The sequence below is a fragment of the Pseudobutyrivibrio sp. ACV-2 genome, from assembly GCF_900107545.1.
In the GTDB taxonomy this organism is placed as follows: domain Bacteria; phylum Bacillota; class Clostridia; order Lachnospirales; family Lachnospiraceae; genus Pseudobutyrivibrio.
In genome coordinates, this window is sequence record NZ_FNQZ01000013.1 from 15,010 (window position 1) to 32,358 (window position 17,349).

At 34.1% G+C, this 17,349-nt stretch carries 16 protein-coding genes and 2 tRNA genes; 1 reads left to right on the forward strand and 17 read right to left on the reverse strand.

The window, feature by feature from the left end; genetic code table 11:
* Positions 1–21 precede the first annotated feature (21 nt).
* From BLV53_RS12565 to BLV53_RS12575, 3 genes are read right to left on the reverse strand one after another with little or no spacing between them, the layout of a single operon-like run.
* Positions 22–1,413 (reverse strand): D-alanyl-D-alanine carboxypeptidase family protein, encoded by a 1,392-nt coding sequence (locus tag BLV53_RS12565; RefSeq protein ID WP_090301405.1) that lies wholly within the window; start codon positions 1,411–1,413, stop codon positions 22–24.
* A 3-nt stretch (positions 1,414–1,416) separates the two neighbouring features.
* Positions 1,417–2,538, reverse strand: a complete 1,122-nt coding sequence (locus BLV53_RS12570; RefSeq protein ID WP_090301407.1) for a toxic anion resistance protein — start codon at positions 2,536–2,538, stop codon at positions 1,417–1,419.
* Positions 2,539–2,561: 23 nt separating this feature from the next.
* Positions 2,562–3,815 carry a 5-bromo-4-chloroindolyl phosphate hydrolysis family protein gene (locus BLV53_RS12575; RefSeq protein ID WP_090301409.1) on the reverse strand — a complete coding sequence of 418 codons (1,254 nt, stop codon included), beginning with the start codon at positions 3,813–3,815 and terminating at the stop codon, positions 2,562–2,564.
* Positions 3,816–3,960: 145 nt separating this feature from the next.
* Between BLV53_RS12575 and trmB the strand changes: the two genes are divergently transcribed.
* Entirely contained in the window at positions 3,961–4,605 is a 645-nt protein-coding gene (gene trmB, locus BLV53_RS12580; protein WP_090301411.1) for a tRNA (guanosine(46)-N7)-methyltransferase TrmB, read from the forward strand.
* Positions 4,606–4,715: 110 nt separating this feature from the next.
* On the opposite strand, the gene BLV53_RS12585 is transcribed toward trmB, so the two are convergent.
* The 14 genes from BLV53_RS12585 to jag form a co-directional block, all read right to left on the reverse strand.
* Positions 4,716–4,788, reverse strand: a tRNA-Lys gene (locus tag BLV53_RS12585).
* Positions 4,789–4,929: 141 nt separating this feature from the next.
* Entirely contained in the window at positions 4,930–6,714 is a 1,785-nt protein-coding gene (locus tag BLV53_RS12590) for a hypothetical protein (RefSeq protein WP_090301413.1), read from the reverse strand.
* Between the two features lie 8 nt (positions 6,715–6,722).
* Positions 6,723–7,334, reverse strand: a complete 612-nt coding sequence (fliY, locus tag BLV53_RS12595; protein WP_090301415.1) for a flagellar motor switch phosphatase FliY — start codon at positions 7,332–7,334, stop codon at positions 6,723–6,725.
* A gap of 227 nt (positions 7,335–7,561) precedes the next feature.
* A complete protein-coding gene (locus tag BLV53_RS12600) occupies positions 7,562–8,491 on the reverse strand; it encodes an AEC family transporter (RefSeq protein ID WP_090301417.1) in 930 nt (309 codons plus the stop codon).
* Between the two features lie 47 nt (positions 8,492–8,538).
* A tRNA-Arg gene (locus BLV53_RS12605) sits at positions 8,539–8,612 on the reverse strand.
* 93 nt (positions 8,613–8,705) lie between these two features.
* Entirely contained in the window at positions 8,706–9,581 is an 876-nt protein-coding gene (locus BLV53_RS12610) for a DUF3881 family protein (protein ID WP_170830853.1), read from the reverse strand.
* A gap of 1 nt (position 9,582) precedes the next feature.
* Entirely contained in the window at positions 9,583–10,077 is a 495-nt protein-coding gene (locus BLV53_RS12615; RefSeq protein WP_090301420.1) for a DUF4446 family protein, read from the reverse strand.
* 35 nt (positions 10,078–10,112) lie between these two features.
* Positions 10,113–11,006 carry a ParB/RepB/Spo0J family partition protein gene (locus BLV53_RS12620; RefSeq protein WP_090301423.1) on the reverse strand — a complete coding sequence of 298 codons (894 nt, stop codon included), beginning with the start codon at positions 11,004–11,006 and terminating at the stop codon, positions 10,113–10,115.
* Between the two features lie 2 nt (positions 11,007–11,008).
* Complete coding sequence (locus tag BLV53_RS12625; RefSeq protein WP_090301424.1) at positions 11,009–11,779, reverse strand: ParA family protein; 771 nt, start codon at positions 11,777–11,779, stop codon at positions 11,009–11,011.
* Positions 11,780–12,093: 314 nt separating this feature from the next.
* Complete coding sequence (locus BLV53_RS12630; RefSeq protein ID WP_090301426.1) at positions 12,094–12,558, reverse strand: hypothetical protein; 465 nt, start codon at positions 12,556–12,558, stop codon at positions 12,094–12,096.
* A 32-nt stretch (positions 12,559–12,590) separates the two neighbouring features.
* Positions 12,591–13,307: a 16S rRNA (guanine(527)-N(7))-methyltransferase RsmG gene (rsmG, locus tag BLV53_RS12635; RefSeq protein WP_090301428.1), complete on the reverse strand. Its 717-nt coding sequence runs from the start codon at positions 13,305–13,307 to the stop codon at positions 12,591–12,593.
* A gap of 61 nt (positions 13,308–13,368) precedes the next feature.
* Positions 13,369–15,249, reverse strand: coding sequence for a tRNA uridine-5-carboxymethylaminomethyl(34) synthesis enzyme MnmG (mnmG, locus tag BLV53_RS12640; RefSeq protein ID WP_090301431.1), 1,881 nt, complete (start codon positions 15,247–15,249; stop codon positions 13,369–13,371).
* Positions 15,250–15,273: 24 nt separating this feature from the next.
* Positions 15,274–16,644: a tRNA uridine-5-carboxymethylaminomethyl(34) synthesis GTPase MnmE gene (gene mnmE, locus BLV53_RS12645; protein WP_090301433.1), complete on the reverse strand. Its 1,371-nt coding sequence runs from the start codon at positions 16,642–16,644 to the stop codon at positions 15,274–15,276.
* A 65-nt stretch (positions 16,645–16,709) separates the two neighbouring features.
* Positions 16,710–17,339: an RNA-binding cell elongation regulator Jag/EloR gene (gene jag / locus BLV53_RS12650; RefSeq protein ID WP_090301435.1), complete on the reverse strand. Its 630-nt coding sequence runs from the start codon at positions 17,337–17,339 to the stop codon at positions 16,710–16,712.
* Positions 17,340–17,349 lie beyond the last annotated feature (10 nt).

Here is a 17,349-nt window from a genome sequence, read left to right on the forward strand (position 1 = left end):
TATAAGATATATTTTGTCGTTTTATTTACGTCTTCTGCGTCTCTTACCATTATCTCTGATAATAGTCATATTTGTTTTTGCTGGTTTTGCATGTTTACTTTTGTATCTATGTCTGAAAAGCAATATCTCGCTTGATTTACTTCTGATGTAGAGGGCAATCAAAACTAAAACCAGTATAATAGCAAGGGCTATTCCAATCTTTGGATAGTCAATCTGAATATATTCCTTACCACTACCTCCCTGCTCCACCGGAAGATTATCGAAAGGATAACTCTCAACCTCTGCATTGGTAAATATAAGATTTGCTTCTCCAACATTTCTATCTGCATAGGTATATTTCAGCTGTCCTACAATAGATTTATCATTTTCATCACTATAAGGAACTACTGATGATGTGACATCTAAAACGCTTGCTGTTTTTGGAATAACTATGATTCCAGATTTGTCTATCTTTATAAGCTCACTGTTTTCGCTTAATATTCCTGTCACATCTGTGTCTGTCTCCGAGATTGAAGCGAAATCAGCAACAGTGTATTTGCTAAAATTATTGAAGCAATATTCAAAAAGATTTGTGGTATCCAAATACTGATCCTTTACGTTGTCTTTCATAACAACACAAATCAATGTCATCCCATCTTTTTTCGCATAGGTTACAAGCGTAGCTCCCGCAATAACCGTATATCCTGTTTTACCACCTAAACATGGTTCATAGATATATTTATTTGATTTGTAAAAATGTAACATCTGATGATGATTGTTAAGTGGTGTTGGGTCCGCATGCTTGTTTGTAGGTGGAATAGTGTAATTTTTGGTACCTACAATTTCTGCAAATTTAGGAATCGAATAAGCCGCTCTTGCTATGAGAGCCATGTCGTAAGCGCTAGTGTAATGATCATCATCAGGAAGACCGTTTGTATTATTGAAGTGAGTATTTTTCGCTCCAAGCTCCTTGGCCTTCTTGTTCATCATATCAACAAATGTCGGTATATCGCCTGCTACATGCTCGCCTAAAGCATATGCACATTCATTTGCGGACTCAAGCATCATTCCATACAATGTCTGCTCGACTGTCATCTCTTCGTCTACATCTCTGGCAATACTTGAAGAACCAAGCTCAGTACCATACACTGCCTCAGGTGAAAAATGTACTATTTCATCAAGCTGACAGTTTTCCAATACAATAAGAGCAGTCATTATTTTGGTGATACTGGCTGGAAAATGAACTGCGTCCGCATTTTTCGAATAAAGGATAGTTCCTGTTTCCTGCTCCATGATAATTGCAGAATCTGCCACTACATCAATTCCACCGGGCCAATAATCCTCTGCCTCCACAGTCTCGTAACTGAAAAATAAAACCGCATTCAGTAAAATTACGAATGCTAAAACCTTACTAACTATTTTTTTTAATTTCATAACTTATGATTTCGATGCCTCTAAAAGCTTTGTCTTTAATTCATGCTCAATCTGTGACAATTCCTGCTCGGCATTACGACGTCTTTCCTTTCCTTCTGCCTGAATCCTTAAAACTTCATCCATAGTGCTGATGAGCTGCTGGTTTGTGTGCTTTATGGTTTCTATATCTACAATGCCACGTTCTGATTCTTTAACTGTAGCAATTGTGGCGCTTTTTAGAGCTTCAGCATTCTTTTTAAGAAGATCATTTGTCATATCTGACACTTCTCTTTGAGCCTTTGCTGCCTGGTTTGAGTGTTCCACACCGATTGCAATTACCATCTGATTTTTCCACAATGGAATAGTATTTACTATTGTGGATTGAATTTTTTCTGCCATCATTGTATCAGAACTCTGGACCATTCTGATTTGTGGGCCACTTTGAAGTGCAATTGTTCTTGTGAGCTGCAAATCATATATTTTCTTTTCAAAACGGTCGCACATAGCCGCCAAATCCTTCGCTGCCTGAACATCTTCAGGAAGACCTGTCTCTACCGCTTTGTTTCGAAGCTCCTTGAGCTCTTTATTTCTCGTATCTTCAAGCTTTTTCTTTCCAGCTGCGATATACATAGAAAGCTCTTTAAAGTAAGCTAGGTTTGCATCATACATTTGATCAAGCATAGCTACATCCTTAAGGAGTATTGTCTCATGTTTTTCAAGCTCAGTAGTGATAACATTTACATTTGTTTCCACTTTGGCATACTTTGCCTTAAGTGCTGTAAGTCTGCGTGAGCTTTTTCTGAATAATGCTCTAAGACCTCTTTCTTCCTCTTCTACATCAAATTCTTTCAGTTCACCTATAAGTTTGGTAATCATTTCACCTACCTCACCTATATCCTTTGTGCGAACTGTATCCAATGCTTTCTCCGAAAAATCAGAAAGCTTTTTCTGTGTTCCAGCGCCATAATTTAATATTGCTGTAGAATTTGAAAGGTCAATCTGCCTTGCAAAAGCTTCTACCTGAGCCTGTTCTTCCGCTGTTAGAACTATCTCCTCTTTCATTTCTTTTTCAGCAGGAAAATTGATTTTTTCCGCTGAATTCAAATCATCAAAAACCAATGTTGGTGTATCTGTTTTATATTCCATTTTTTCCCCCTATTCTATGGATACTAAATTAAAGAATCCTGTTTCATCATTGTCTTCATAACTGATATATCTGATGAAATATCCCATGCTGACGACTCAAAGAGCTGATTTAAAAACTTTACAAAGGCATCGTTTATCACATCTGTAGCTTCTTCTATTTCTCTTTGAGATTTTCTAATATTTTCAACATCTATGTTTTGTTTTCTGAGGTCAACATAGCTTTGCAAAAGCTTTTCGGTGGTAGGCAGATAGTATGCCATAAATTTTCTTAGATCACCTGCTACTTCAGGCTCGTCTTTAAGCTTTTTAAATATAGAAAGAACTGTGGCCTCAAGGGTGTAAAGCTTGTCAGACATTGGTTCTGTATCAGGAATCAAATCATTGTAGTAGCGAATTTTATTGAGATATTCGTTACCCTCTTCTAATATGCCTTTAACATCCTCTGGCAAATTCTCATCTATTGTATAATACTTGACCTTTTGATTTTCATCCTTTTTATCAGCTTTAGGATTCTCATGTGCTCTCTCTTTATTATATTCTACGCTTCTTGAATATTGCTGATAAACTTCATCCGTAAGCATTAAAGTAGTCTGAGCCTCATCAATAGACGCATATGGAAGATATCCACGCCTTCTCATTTTCCTGATTTGACGGATGATTTTATCTCTTGCAATTCCAGTTTTATCTTCAAGCTCTCTTAATTCGACGTAGGACCTGTTACCCACAATCTTTCCAAAATTGAAGTAGTTTTTCAACAATGTCCTGTTATTTTTCCCCGCTATCAAAAGTCCTATTCCTGCAGCAAGTGAAAGTGCCTCGACAGTGACAAAACTGATAAGCATTGTAGGATGCTCAGCACTCATAATTGGAAGGATCGCAAGACTGCTAAGAACACCCAAAACTCCATACATTGTAATAAATGAACCTGCAACCAGTTTACCAATTCCCTTTGATCTATTGACCTTTACAGCAAAATATGGTGTCCTGGTATCCTTTTTCTTTGGGAGGAAATTTCTGATGGTTGATTCAATAGAATCCCTTAATTCTTCCCCTAAATCATATCCCAGATTTCCTGGTTCTACGGTTCTTTCCACTTCTCTATATTCAGCTTTTTTATATTTAGGGCCGCTATAGCCGGATTTTTTAAATCCATTTGTGGCATCATTAACAAAGGATTTCACATCTTTACTAAGATTAGAGAAATCCCCCGATTCTGCTGCTCTATTAATGCTATTTAAAATCGCTTCCCCATATTTATAAAAATCTTTGTTGTTCATAACATAGATTATAAATAAATTATTGTAGTTTAGCCACTTTTTTGTTGGACGATGTTACTGAATTCTTGATATTACACACTCTTTGAATGATTTAGTCAAAAGTTTGTGATATAATGCATAGAGTTTTCATTTCATGGAGGTATATATGAGACTTAGGAATATTCCTGGTGCGGATGAAGTAGTAGCAAATAGCAGCTACGTTATTGATAATCCCGCTCAGTTTAAAGGCATATTTAAATCAGAGATTTTCAAAAATAATAATCCACTATACATCGAGATAGGCATGGGTAAAGGTCAGTTCATCACTACCCTTGCAAAGCAAAATCCAAATATTAATTACATCGGTATCGAAAGATACACCAGTGTTCTTCTTAGAGCTATACAAAAGGTTGAAGAGGAAGATATCCCAAATCTTAGATTCATTTGCTTTGATGCAGCTGATATTCTTGATATTTTTGCCTGTCGTGAAGTAGATAAAATCTATCTTAACTTCAGCGATCCATGGCCAAAGGACAGACACAGCAAGCGCAGACTTACATCTTCTACTTTCCTTAACAGATACAATACTATTTTGGCTTTAGATGGAAATATCGAGTTTAAAACAGATAACAAAGATTTATTTGATTTTTCAGTTGAAGAAATAAATAACCATCCATTATGGCATTTAGATGGTGTAACCTACGACCTTCACAATGATTCAACTATGAATGAAGGAAATGTAATGACTGAATACGAAGAAAAGTTTTCTTCTCAGGGAAATCCTATTTGTAAGCTTGTAGCCAGCAGATAAATATTTTAAAAGTGGTCTAATTTCTTATTATAAGAATTGGACCACTTTTTTTATTGTCATTTATAGATTTTGACAAAAAAATAACGCCGAGGATAATCTCGACGTTTTAATGCGCGACCAGGGGTTCGAACCCTGGACACCCTGATTAAGAGTCAGGTGCTCTGCCAGCTGAGCTAGTCGCGCTTATTCATTTAATTGCCTCAGCAACGAAATAAAGTATATAGCCTTTTTACTTTTTTTGCAAGCCCTTTTTTGAAAAATTTTCATTTTTTTCGCATTTTTTATTATTGCACCTGCCTTCATTAAAAGACAGGTGCATAAATATCATATACTTGCAAACAATTTTTCTATTTCCTCAGCACTCATTACCCTGTTAGGATCTGTTAAATCTACTCCTACATCTGGAATAATTATCTCGTCATTTTCTGGCTCAGGCTCTGGTTCAGGTTCCGGCTCTGGTTCAGGTTCTGGCTCTGGTTCGCCAATTTCATCTAACAAGGCATCGAGTTCTGCACCAGGATCTATAGGTGGTGTATTTTCCAATACTATTTCTTCTACTGGTTCATCACCTGTAAGAATGATCTCCTCTTCTGGTGGTGTTGCTTCCAGTACTATCTCTTCAGGTTGTGAAGGAGCTGCTTCAGGTGTTACATCCATCTGTGGTACATCTGGTATCTCTATAGTTTCTTCTATTGGTGTCTCTACTGTTACTGGAGTTTCAGGAATTGAAGTTTCCAGTTCCACAGGAACTTCTTCAACTACTGCCTCTTGCTCTAATGGAATTTCTGCCATGACAGGCATCTCTTCTGCTGGTGGTACTTCTTCAACTATAGGTATCTCCTCAAGTTGAGGTTCTTCCACTGTAGGTTCCTCTGTGACAGCCATATCAAGGTCAATACCAATATCTTCGGTTATTTCCTCTTGAGGTGCCGCTTCTAGGTCTATTCCTATATCTTCAGTCACTTCTTCTTGAGGTACCGCTTCTAGATCAATACCTATATCCTCAGTTACTTCTTCAGGTTGCGGCTCTAAGTCTATGCCTATATCTTCAGTAACCTCTTCTACTGGAGTCTCTAAGTCTATGCCTATATCCTCGGTTACCTCTTCAGGTTGTGCCTCTAAGTCAATTCCTATATCTTCAGTTATCTCTTCCTGTGGAGTTTCTAAATCAATTCCAATATCTTCTACCGGTGCTTCTAAGTCTAATCCTACATCCTCTGTGATTGGTTCTGTGGTATTTTCTAATTCAATACCAACATCCATCATATTATCAACAGCAGGTTCTTCTATAGGATTATCAATAGCTGGCTCTACTGGAATTTCTTCCATAACAGGAACTTCTTCTGGCATTGGCTCAGGTATTGGTTCTGGTATGATTTCAGGTGCAGGTTCTGGTACAGGAGCCGGTGCAGGAGCTACAGCAACCTCAGGTTCTGGCATAACCGGTGGAGCCTGATAAACAGGTGGTGGCGCCATCTGTATTGGCTGTGCCACTACTTGGATGCCATTTTGGATTTTTCCTTCTAAGCTAGAAACCTTTGCTGATAAATCAATTATCTTTTGCTGAATATCTAAATTACTTTCCTTTAAGAGTGCCTGTTGTTTTTCTATTATTTGACTATTAAATGTATCTAACTTTTCCTTAATCGAAAACATCTGATTAATCAGTTCATCATTTGAATTCATTAATGCATCAGCGTTTTCTTTACTTCTTGAAATTGTCACCTTAGCCACTGCCTTTTGGGCACTTATAATATCCTCCGCAGGGAGAAAATTACTTTGCTCCATATGCCTTAATCTAAGGTCCAATTCTTCAAAACTCTTTTTTATAACTAGATACGAAGCTTTCTGAGCATTGTAAATATCTTGATACTTCTGCTCTTCCATATCTTTAGTTTTTAATGATATATCAAGAATCGCACTAATCAGGAAAAAAAGCGCAACAATTATCAACAGTAAACCTGCTGCCATAAAAATAAAATTATCTTTGATATTAATCATGATGTATAGTTCCATCAAGATTAATACAGCGACTCCCATACCTGAAAGTATAAGCTGAATTTTATCCTTTTGTATTTCCTTCTGTAGCTTCTTGGTATTTTCGTCCATTTTTTCCCCTAACCTTCATCCTTTTTGTCAAATAGATGTACCATATCAAGCGCAAACGTTATAGGATACAGTTGTACCATAACCGAATCAATCAAATTTCCAATTTTTAAATCGAATGTTATTTTTACAAAATCAATTTCTGGAGATTCAAATAATTTCTCAAAAATTTTAACACTTTCAACATCAATGTTATCTGTCTTTGGTGGAGAAATATCTACTATACGATTGAGTAACTGAGACATTGAAGATGCTGCACTACCCATCATCTGATTCATTGCCTCTGATACAGCACTTAGCTGTATTTCCCCAATTTCACCTGCTGTATTACTTCCATCGCCTCCCATCATCAGGTCAGCAATTACTTTTACATCATTTTCTTTAAGGATTAATACATTACTTCCTGATAACCCCTTCACATAGTTGATGTGCACAAGTACACACACATTATGATAATCGTCTAAGGCTTCGCTTTTTCTTATTAAATCAATCTTTGGCGTTGTGATATCTACCTTGAGATTATTTAACAATGCACTAAGTGAAGTTGCTGACGATCCCATACTGATATTGGCAATTTCACCTAATGTATCTTGCTGCTCTTTAGACAATGTCATTTCTGCCATATACACCCGTCCTCCTATTTGTGTATTTTACCCCTATAAAATTACTATTAGCAAAATATTCTAAATTTATTATACATTACTTATAATTATTAGACTATATTCTGTATAGAAGTATTTTACTCTAATATTGCGAATTTTGTGTGTGCAATTATATTATATTACTCAAAATATTTACTTTTGGTTAAAAAAAGAAGCCGCCTCAGCGACTTCTCAAGTTTGATTATATATTATATAAAGAATGCAACAAGTGGAATTGTTATTATAGAAAGCAAAGTAGTAATTATAGTTGTTTTACTGCACAGGCTTTCATCCCCACCGTATTCTTTTATTAACATTGTTACTATACTTCCTACCGGCATAGCAAACATCAATATAAATACACCAAATATCACATTATTATTTTCTAATCCTCTAAATACAAAGCTTGCAAATATTGGAATAATCAAAAGTGTAATAAGAGAAAATCCATATACTCTCATTCCTTTGAATACTTCTTTGAGAGGCATCTTTGCTACAGACACTCCAATTACCATCATTGAAAGTGGTATCGTTGCATTTCCAACATAATCAAAAAATGCAACAATTGAATCATTAAATTGAAATCCTGAAAAATAAATTATAACTGCAAGTACTGAACATATAGTTCCAATATTTAAAAGTCCTGATAATCCATTTTTTCTTTCTTCTTTTGGTAGATTTCGTTGTGCTATTAACATCCCGATTGTATAAAGAATTAAATTGTAGGCCAGCATATAAAATGTCACATATATAATACTGCCTTCACCATAAATACTTGATACAACAGGTATTCCCATAAATCCTACATTAGAAAAAATAGTCATGAGCTGAAACATGTTTTTCTGTCCAGAATCTTTGCCAAACACCGCTGATAATGGATAACTTAATGCTATACAGACCACGTAGTATATAACTACAAACATAAGATTTTCTTTAACCAGGCCTATATCTGCAGCACCAGATGCAGTGGCTGTTATAGCACCATTGATTACAAGAGCTGGATTAAAAATATTTACTACCACTTCAGACAGTTTCTTATAGCTATTATCTTCTAGCCACTTTTTCCTGTAGCAAATAAAACCTAGTCCCATCATTGCAAGTAGCATTAACATTCTTTGAAAAATTATAATGATATTCATATTTACCCCTTTATACAATAATAGGAGCCTTTCGGCTCCCTTAAAAATGTTCGAGATGGGATTCGAACCCACGACCTTCCGCTTAGGAGGCGGACGCTCTATCCAGCTGAGCTACTCAAACATGATACAATTTGTAACTATTAAATTCTAATCTAATGATTACAAAAAATCAAGGTTTCAATGCATTAAATATGTAATGCATTGAAACCTTTTATTACTCAAATGCTACTGTTCCCTGTAGCCAAATTATTCCTTTGAATCTTCTACCTATGGCTGGTTCTCCGTATAGATCATTTTTGTTAATGCATACTTCTAGTATAACATCATTACTATCTATGACCATAAGCACAAGCTCTTCCATTGTGATGTGATTTACAAGATATTTAACATCTAGTATGTTACCTAAAATCTCGTATTTATCATTTTCTATTCCATAAGGCATGAAGAATGTGGTAACAACACTAAAGATATCTTCTCTAGCAACACGACGAGATATCTTTTGATATAAATCAATCTCATCTATTGTAAGATTTTCAAGTGCTTCTTCATTGCCCTCTCTTGCTTGCTCCACCAGATTAATTCTTTTTTCGTTATTCATCTTTTCCTTAATACGACTTTTTTCATTGTCATAAACAGGAAGAATTATCTTACCTTCTGTAGAAAGTGCAGCAAGTTTAATATCTCGTTTTGCTGTTTTTCCAGCTGTTAAATTTTTTCTGAGATATTCTCCCATATTTTGAAGCTGGAAAATGAGATTAACACCAAGTCTTATCTCATCACACATTGCATAATAATTTTCTTTATCTGTCTGCTTAATGACCTCAACATCATTATTGATAGAAACAGTATCACCTATATATGTAGGATAATAATAATCTAAGATAAATTCATCATTATCATCATAGATGCCCCTGAGGACAAGGCCTATATTATCTGCAACCATATATCTGAGTTCTACAAACTGATTACCTTCGAAATCTATTGCTGACTCTTGATAATCTGGTCTCAATATTATTTCATTTATTAAATTCTCAAGCTCGGTTTTCGATATTTTACTGAAACCGATAGCTGGTAAATATTTATGCTTCAAATTACATTCCACCTAAAGCTTGTTCTAAAGCTTGCTTTTCCTCTTCTGCTAACTGTATTATAGAATTTCCATCTATAATCTCCTTAACATAAGTATAACATCCTTCTCTAGAATGCATAGCATTAATTATATATCCTGAATTTTTTTCATTTAACATACAAAGAGAAAAGCTGAGCTTTCCGCCCATTTCATTAAAAGCATCATACTTAACTAGGCCTAATTTTTGGAAACATCCTTGCATATTTTTGAAAATAGCGTCGATGTTTCTCTCATTGCTGGCGTTTGCTTCAATAAGTTCATCAACCTGCTCTAGTCTATATATCAATGTATCCTCTAATGATCTGGCATTGCTTCCTTCCATAAAAATCTTATATCTCTTTTTTAACTGAGACATCTGAGAAATAAATACTATTAAAAGTATTATCATTATCAGCACTAAAGCTGAGAGTCCTATAATAATATAATCTGAACTAAAACCTAAATATTGCTCTATCATTTTTGCTCCTATAACCAGTTTTATAAACGTACGTTTTATCGTATACTTTCAAGTAATTCTACTATTCTATTTAATTCATCCTGTGAATAGTATTCAATCTCAAGTCTACCTGACTTATTATCCTTGGCATTGATGACGACCTTTGTACCAAGCACACCCTTAAGTTTTTCCTGAGTATCCTGATAAATAATAGCAAGCTGAGGATCTAATCCATTACTCTTAGATTTCTTATCAGACTGATTGTCATTTAAAAGTTTTTTAACTTCACGTTCAACATCACGAACTGACATTTTTTCATCGAAAGCTCTTTCAGCAAACTCATACTGCTTATCTGGATCAGTGATTGAAAGCATAGCTCTGGCATGTCCAGTTGTAAGCTTATCATCGATAATCATTTCCTGAACGCGCTTATCTAACTTTAATAATCTAAGTGCATTTGTGATAGTAGTTCTGCTCTTAGATACTCTTTCAGCCACTTCATCCTGCTTAAGATCAAATTCGTCTATAAGTCTGGCAAAAGCCATAGCTTCTTCAATAGGATTAAGCTGCTCACGCTGAATATTATCAATAAGAGAAATCTCTACAAATTCCTGCTCGCTGAGCTTTTTAATTATTACTGGAACTTTCTTATAACCAGCTAATCTTGCTGCTCTCCATCTACGCTCACCACCAATTATTTCATAATATGAACCTCTATCCTGAACAATAAGTGGATTGACTATTCCATGAAGTTTTATATTTTCAGTAAGTTCCTGTAGCTTATCCTCATCAAAGTTTTTTCTTGGCTGTAATTTATTTGGCTCAATTTTATTAATATCTACTTCTACTGGTGAACCATGTTCCTCAGGATTAGCAAGAACTACACCCTCATTTTTATTTACAATAAGAGAATCTAATCCCTTGCCAAGTCCTCCTTTTTTTGCTGCCATTATTAAATATCCTTTCTACCGATAATTTCTTTTGCAAGATTACGATAACTCTCTGCACCTGTAGACTTGCTATCATATAAATTAATAGGAAGTCCATGTGAAGGAGCTTCTGCAAGACGTACATTTCTAGGAATGATTGTCTGATAAACTGTTGCATTAAGATTGTTCTTTACAGTATCAACCACATCAGAAGAAAGATTTGTTCTAGCATCATACATTGTAAATACTACGCCATCTATCTTAAGCTTTGGATTCAGTCTCTGTTGAACAAGGTCTATTGTATGTATTAACTGGCTGATACCTTCGAGTGCGTAGTACTCACACTGAATAGGAACCAACACCGAATCTGCAGTAGTCATAGCATTGATAGTAAGCATATTTAATGAAGGAGGACAATCAATGATTACATAATCAAAATCATCCTTAACATAATCAACTGCATTACGAAGAATATATTCTTTTTCATTTATACCAAGAAGTTCGATTTCTGCACCAGCTAAATCTACATTAGAAGGAATAACTGTAAGATTAGGAATATTCTCAATCTTATACATACACTCCTTGATACTGCACTGGTCTAAAACTAAATCATAAACTGTATTTTCACATTCATCCTTATCAAGTCCTAATCCGCTTGTTGCATTTCCCTGAGGATCAGTATCAATAACAAGAACTTTCTTTCCAGCTTCTGCTAAGCATGCTGAAAGGTTAATACTAGTCGTAGTTTTACCAACACCGCCTTTTTGATTAGCAATAGCAATTACTCTTTTCATTTATTATCTCCCTCTTTTATTATAGTCTTCTCTTCTGTTTACTATTTTACTTTAGCAACTTATTAGAGTATATCATTCTGAAGATTTCAATTCTACCAATAAATCTATAGGTTTATGCCATATTTGATAGTCTATATCACAATATCTAGTACTAGATTTTGCGTTTAACAGTGTTTCACGTGAAACATTTTAATATATTAATAGCAATATATAGGAGTTGAATCAAAAATCATACTACTATATTTTGTATTAAATTTGATAATATATAAAGAATGTTTCACGTGAAACATTCCTATATTTAGATTATGCAATTTTTATATAGTAGAAATTATTTTTTCTAGTTCAATTTGAGCTCTTTGTGGATCTAATAAAACTATATTTTTAACTTCAGTTAATGCTGAAATAATAGATTCCTTATCTATATTATTATTTTCTTTATTAGAGTTTTCGGATACAGTTTCTACTTTTATCGAAGAATTTAGAAGGTTATCAATTTCAGATATTCTTCCATCATAGAATTGCATTTGTTGATTTTTATATTCTATTTGAGATTCTAATTGAGCAATATACTCTTTTGTCTCTTCTGCTTTTTTCGTATTTTTAGCATTAATATCTCTAGGTGTAAATTCTTTAAAATATGTTTCATTAGATTCTAACAATAAAGCTAAAAATTTATTTTCTTCTTTTATTTTAGACTCTAATAAATCTATATCTTCTTTTATTTGTATTCTTTCAGAAAAAAGTTCTTCCTGATATTTTTTTAGGAAGTCATTTATCATTTAACCTTATCCCCCATGATAATTTACTTTAATTAGGTAAGAGGTTCTTTACTTGGAGTACCTGCTTTTCTAGGATAGCTCTTTGGAGTTTTCTTTTCTTTTTTTATAATTAAAAAAGATCTGGCTATATCTGTCTCAGGTAATTCAAAATAAACAGGTTCATCCATACTTCCACCTAATTTATTAATTGCAGAACCAGATGCAATAATCTCCTCTGAAATATTTCCAGATTTAAAACTAATAAAATAACCACCTAAATTTACCAAAGGCAAGCAATACTCAGATAATGTAGAAATATTAGCAACTGCACGTGAAACAACTAAATCAAATTGTTCTCTGTAAAGTTTATTCCTACCTGCCTCTTCTGCCCTTGCATGAATAAGTGTAACATTAGTAAGTCCTAACGCATCAACAACTTCTTGTAGAAATTTAATTCTTTTATTCAAAGAATCTATTAATGTAAATTGAAGGTTAGGATATGCGATAGCCATAGGTATACCAGGAAAACCTGCCCCGGTACCTAAATCACAAACAGTATTAATATTTTCAGGTAATACTTTACATATAGAAAGACTATCTGCAAAATGCTTTACAACTACTTCATCAAATTCAGTTATGGCAGTTAAATTCATTACCTTATTTTTTTCGATAAGAAGATTGTAAAATAAATCCAACTGCTCGTACTGCGAATCTGTAAGAGTAAAGTTCCAACTATTTAAAACATTTTTTAGGTATGTATAATCATTCACTCAACAACACCTCATTAACTCACGTAAAGTGATAAATAAAATATAAAATAAATTATGAATACTAATCATATTTATAAGTTTCAAGATAAACTAATAAAACAGAAATATCTGCAGGACTTACTCCAGAAATTCGTGACGCCTGTCCAATATTCGCTGGACGTAATTTTGTAAGCTTTTGTCTCGCTTCAACACGTAAACTAGAAACATCATCATAATTGATATTTTGTGGTATCACTTTAGACTCTAATTTTTTAAATTGTTTTACCTGCTTTTCCTGACGTGTAAGATAGCCTTCGTATTTAATATAGATATTAACCTCTTCTCTCACCTCATCAGAAAGCTCTGGCCTATCTGGATCGATAGGAGCCAACTTATCGTAATCTAATTCTGGTCGTCTAATTAAATCTACAAGTTTAATACCATTTGAAAGAGGAATACTTCCATAAGATTCTAGCAATTCCTGAACTTCTTTTCTGGCACCAATATTTATCTCTTTTAATCTAGCTACTTCATCATTAATTAAACGTTCTTTTTCAACAACATGATCATAACGTTCTTTTGATAAAAGTCCTACCTCGTATCCAATTTTAGAGAGGCGTAAATCTGCATTATCTTGCCTTAATAAAAGTCTATACTCTGCTCTTGATGTCATCATACGATATGGTTCTTTTGTTTCTTTAGTAACCAAATCATCAATTAGTACACCTATATATGAATTAGAACGATCTAAAATCATAGGTTCTTTATCAAGTAGTTTTAAAGCTGCATTTATACCTGCAACAATACCTTGTGCAGCTGCTTCTTCATAACCACTACTTCCATTAAACTGACCAGCTGCAAAAAGACCATCGATATCTTTAAACTCAAGAGACGCTTTTAACTGAGTCGCATTAATACAATCATATTCTATAGCATATGCATTACGAACTATCTTTGCATTTTCCAATCCAGGAACTGTATGGTACATTGCATATTGTACATCTTCTGGCATAGAAGAACTCATACCACCAATATACATTTCATGTGTATTTAAACCTTCTGGCTCAACAAACAATTGATGTCTGCTTTTATCTGCAAATCGTACTACCTTATCTTCAATACTTGGACAGTATCTTGGACCAACTCCCTCGATTACTCCTGAATACATAGGCGATCTGTCAAGGTTGGCTCTTATAATCTCATGAGTCTTTTCATTAGTGTAAGTTAAATAACAAGGTACCTGTTCTATCTGAACATCCTCTCTTTTTGTACTAAATGAAAAAGGGATTACAGGAGTATCGCCAAGCTGCACTTCCATCTTTGAATAATCGATAGTTCTTCCATCAATTCTCGCAGGAGTACCTGTTTTAAAACGATTCATTTCGACATCATTTGCAAGTAAAGAATTAGTTAAAAAATTTGCAGCCTTTAAACCATTTGGACCGCAATGTTCAATTACATCACCATAAAGACATCTGGCCTTCAGATAAGTACCTGTACAAATAACTACGGCTCTACAATGATATGTAGCACCTGATAAAGTCTTTACACCTTTAATTTTCTTATCTTCAATGATTAATTCAGTAACCTCTGCCTGTCGAAGAGTAAGATTGTCAGTCTCTTGCATAGTCTTTCTCATTGATAAAGAATATGCTGCTTTATCAGCCTGAGCTCTAAGAGAATGAACAGCAGGGCCTTTAGAAGCATTAAGCATTTTAGACTGAATAAAAGTATGATCTATATTAATACCCATTTGTCCACCAAGAGCATCTAACTCACGAACAAGATGCCCCTTTGAACTTCCACCAATATTTGGATTGCAAGGCATTAAAGCAACAGAATCCATACTTACTGTAAAACAAATTGTATTAAGACCCATTCTTGCTGAAGCAAGTGCAGCCTCACATCCAGCGTGACCTGCTCCAATAACAACAACATCATAGGACTCTTCAACGTATGACATAATTACTCCTTTTATATAACAAAATTATTTTCCCATACAAAACTCTGAAAAGATTTTATTAGCCAAATCATCATCAATAGTTTCACCGGTGATTTCACCTAAATGATTGTAGGCATCCATTAAATCAATCGAAAAGAAATCTTCTGGCATCATATTATCAATGGATGAAAGCACATTAGTTAAACTTATTTTTGCATTTAATAAACAAGATGCTTGTCTAGAGTTTGTAATATATAAAGTGCTATCTGATTTAACATATCCTGAAAAGAACATATCAGTGATTTTATCTTCTAAAGTTTTTAATCCATCTAAATTAACAGAAGAAAAAGAAACTACAGGTTTATTATATTTTTTACATATATCTTCCTCGTTAATCTGCGATACGAGGTCAGATTTATTAAGTAATATAATTACTTTTTTATCCATAATCTTGTTAATAATAAATTCATCATTCTCATCAAGTGGTCTTGATGAATCAACTACAAACAAAATTAAATCAGCATCGTTAATAGAATCGATAGCTTTATCTACTCCAATTTTTTCAACTATATCATCTGTTTCTCGAATACCTGCAGTATCAATAATATTTAAAGCAACACCATTTATAGTAATCTGCTCTTCCAAAGTATCACGAGTGGTTCCTGGAATATCTGTGACTATCGCTCTCTCTCTTCTAGAAAGAGTATTCAACAAAGATGACTTTCCTGCATTTGGCTTACCTAAAATAAGAGTATTTATTCCCTCTTTTAAAATGTGACCAGAATTAAATGAATCAATTAAATCATCAATAGACTCTATCATTGAATTAACTTTATTAGAAAGTTCATCAGGATATCCTGTTAAATCATAATGTTCCGGATCATCCAAAGCTGACTCTATGTAAGCAGTCTCATATAAAATCTTATCCCTTAAATCTACAATGATTTTATTTAAGGATCCTGAAAGCTGCTTTATAGAATTTTTCATGGCAAGCTCTGAATTTGATGAAATCAAATCCATGATTGATTCTGCTTCGGATAAATCTATACGTCCATTTAAAAATGCTCTTTTTGTAAACTCACCAGGCTCTGCTATTCTTGCTCCAGCTTTAACAAGTAAAGATAAAACTTTTTTGAGAATTAAAATACCACCATGACAATCTATTTCAATAGTATCTTCTGTAGTATATGAACGAGGTGCTTTCATAATCATAATAAGTACCTCATCAATTAACTCATCTCCATCATAAATATGACCGTATTGGATAGTATGACTATCACAATCAGCGATTTTATTTTTTCCACGAAAAATAGAATCCACGATTTTAATGGATTCTTCACCGCTAACTCTGATAATCCCAATACCAGCACTATTCATTGAAGTGGCTATAGCACAAATAGTATCAGTTTGATACATAATATCCTCCAACATAAACAAAGGGCTAGTCTATATTATAAGACTAACCCTAAAAAATCTAAAGATTATTTCTTAAGAGTAATTACAACGTAACGATATGGCTCTTCACCCTCTGAATGAGTAGCAACATGATTATCATTCTGAAGTGCAGAATGAATAATACGTCTCTCATAAGGATTCATAGCTTCAAGAGTAACAGCCTTCTTTGTTCTCTTAACCTTGTTCGCCATATTCTTTGCAAGATTTTCTAATGTCTCTTTTCTACGACGTCTGTAATCTTCAGTATCAATCTTAACTCTTGTATAATTTTCAGATGAACGATTAACTGCTAAATTAGTAAGATACTGTAATGAGTCAAGTGTCTGACCACGCTTACCAATTAAAACTCCCATCTCTGGGCCAGCTAAATCAATTGAAAGTGTATTATCACTTTCATCAAGTGACATAGTAAGATTTACTTCAAGCTGCATTGCTTCAAAAACACCATCAAGGAATTCTTTAGCAACCTGTTTTGGATCTTCAGCGACAGAAATAGCTACTCTGATGATAGCATCCTTTGAACCAATTCCAAGGAAACCAGAGCTTCCTTCTGCAACTACTTCATACTTAATCTCACTAGATGTAACACCTAAAGCTACTGTAGCATTTGTAATAGCATCATCTACAGATTTTCCAGTAAACTCTCTGTATTCCATTATTATTCCC

Excerpts from the sequence above, each read along its gene's own strand:
- BLV53_RS12565 (WP_090301405.1), bottom strand. The coding sequence starts at position 1,413 with ATGAAATTAAAAAAAATAGTTAGTAAGGTTTTAGCATTCGTAATTTTA.
- BLV53_RS12570 (WP_090301407.1), bottom strand. The coding sequence starts at position 2,538 with ATGGAATATAAAACAGATACACCAACATTGGTTTTTGATGATTTGAAT.
- BLV53_RS12575 (WP_090301409.1), bottom strand. The coding sequence starts at position 3,815 with ATGAACAACAAAGATTTTTATAAATATGGGGAAGCGATTTTAAATAGC.
- trmB (WP_090301411.1), top strand. The coding sequence starts at position 3,961 with ATGAGACTTAGGAATATTCCTGGTGCGGATGAAGTAGTAGCAAATAGC.
- BLV53_RS12590 (WP_090301413.1), bottom strand. The coding sequence starts at position 6,714 with ATGGACGAAAATACCAAGAAGCTACAGAAGGAAATACAAAAGGATAAA.
- fliY (WP_090301415.1), bottom strand. The coding sequence starts at position 7,334 with ATGGCAGAAATGACATTGTCTAAAGAGCAGCAAGATACATTAGGTGAA.
- BLV53_RS12600 (WP_090301417.1), bottom strand. The coding sequence starts at position 8,491 with ATGAATATCATTATAATTTTTCAAAGAATGTTAATGCTACTTGCAATG.
- BLV53_RS12615 (WP_090301420.1), bottom strand. The coding sequence starts at position 10,077 with ATGATAGAGCAATATTTAGGTTTTAGTTCAGATTATATTATTATAGGA.
- BLV53_RS12620 (WP_090301423.1), bottom strand. The coding sequence starts at position 11,006 with ATGGCAGCAAAAAAAGGAGGACTTGGCAAGGGATTAGATTCTCTTATT.
- BLV53_RS12625 (WP_090301424.1), bottom strand. The coding sequence starts at position 11,779 with ATGAAAAGAGTAATTGCTATTGCTAATCAAAAAGGCGGTGTTGGTAAA.
- BLV53_RS12630 (WP_090301426.1), bottom strand. The coding sequence starts at position 12,558 with ATGATAAATGACTTCCTAAAAAAATATCAGGAAGAACTTTTTTCTGAA.
- mnmG (WP_090301431.1), bottom strand. The coding sequence starts at position 15,249 with ATGTCATACGTTGAAGAGTCCTATGATGTTGTTGTTATTGGAGCAGGT.
- mnmE (WP_090301433.1), bottom strand. The coding sequence starts at position 16,644 with ATGTATCAAACTGATACTATTTGTGCTATAGCCACTTCAATGAATAGT.
- jag (WP_090301435.1), bottom strand. The coding sequence starts at position 17,339 with ATGGAATACAGAGAGTTTACTGGAAAATCTGTAGATGATGCTATTACA.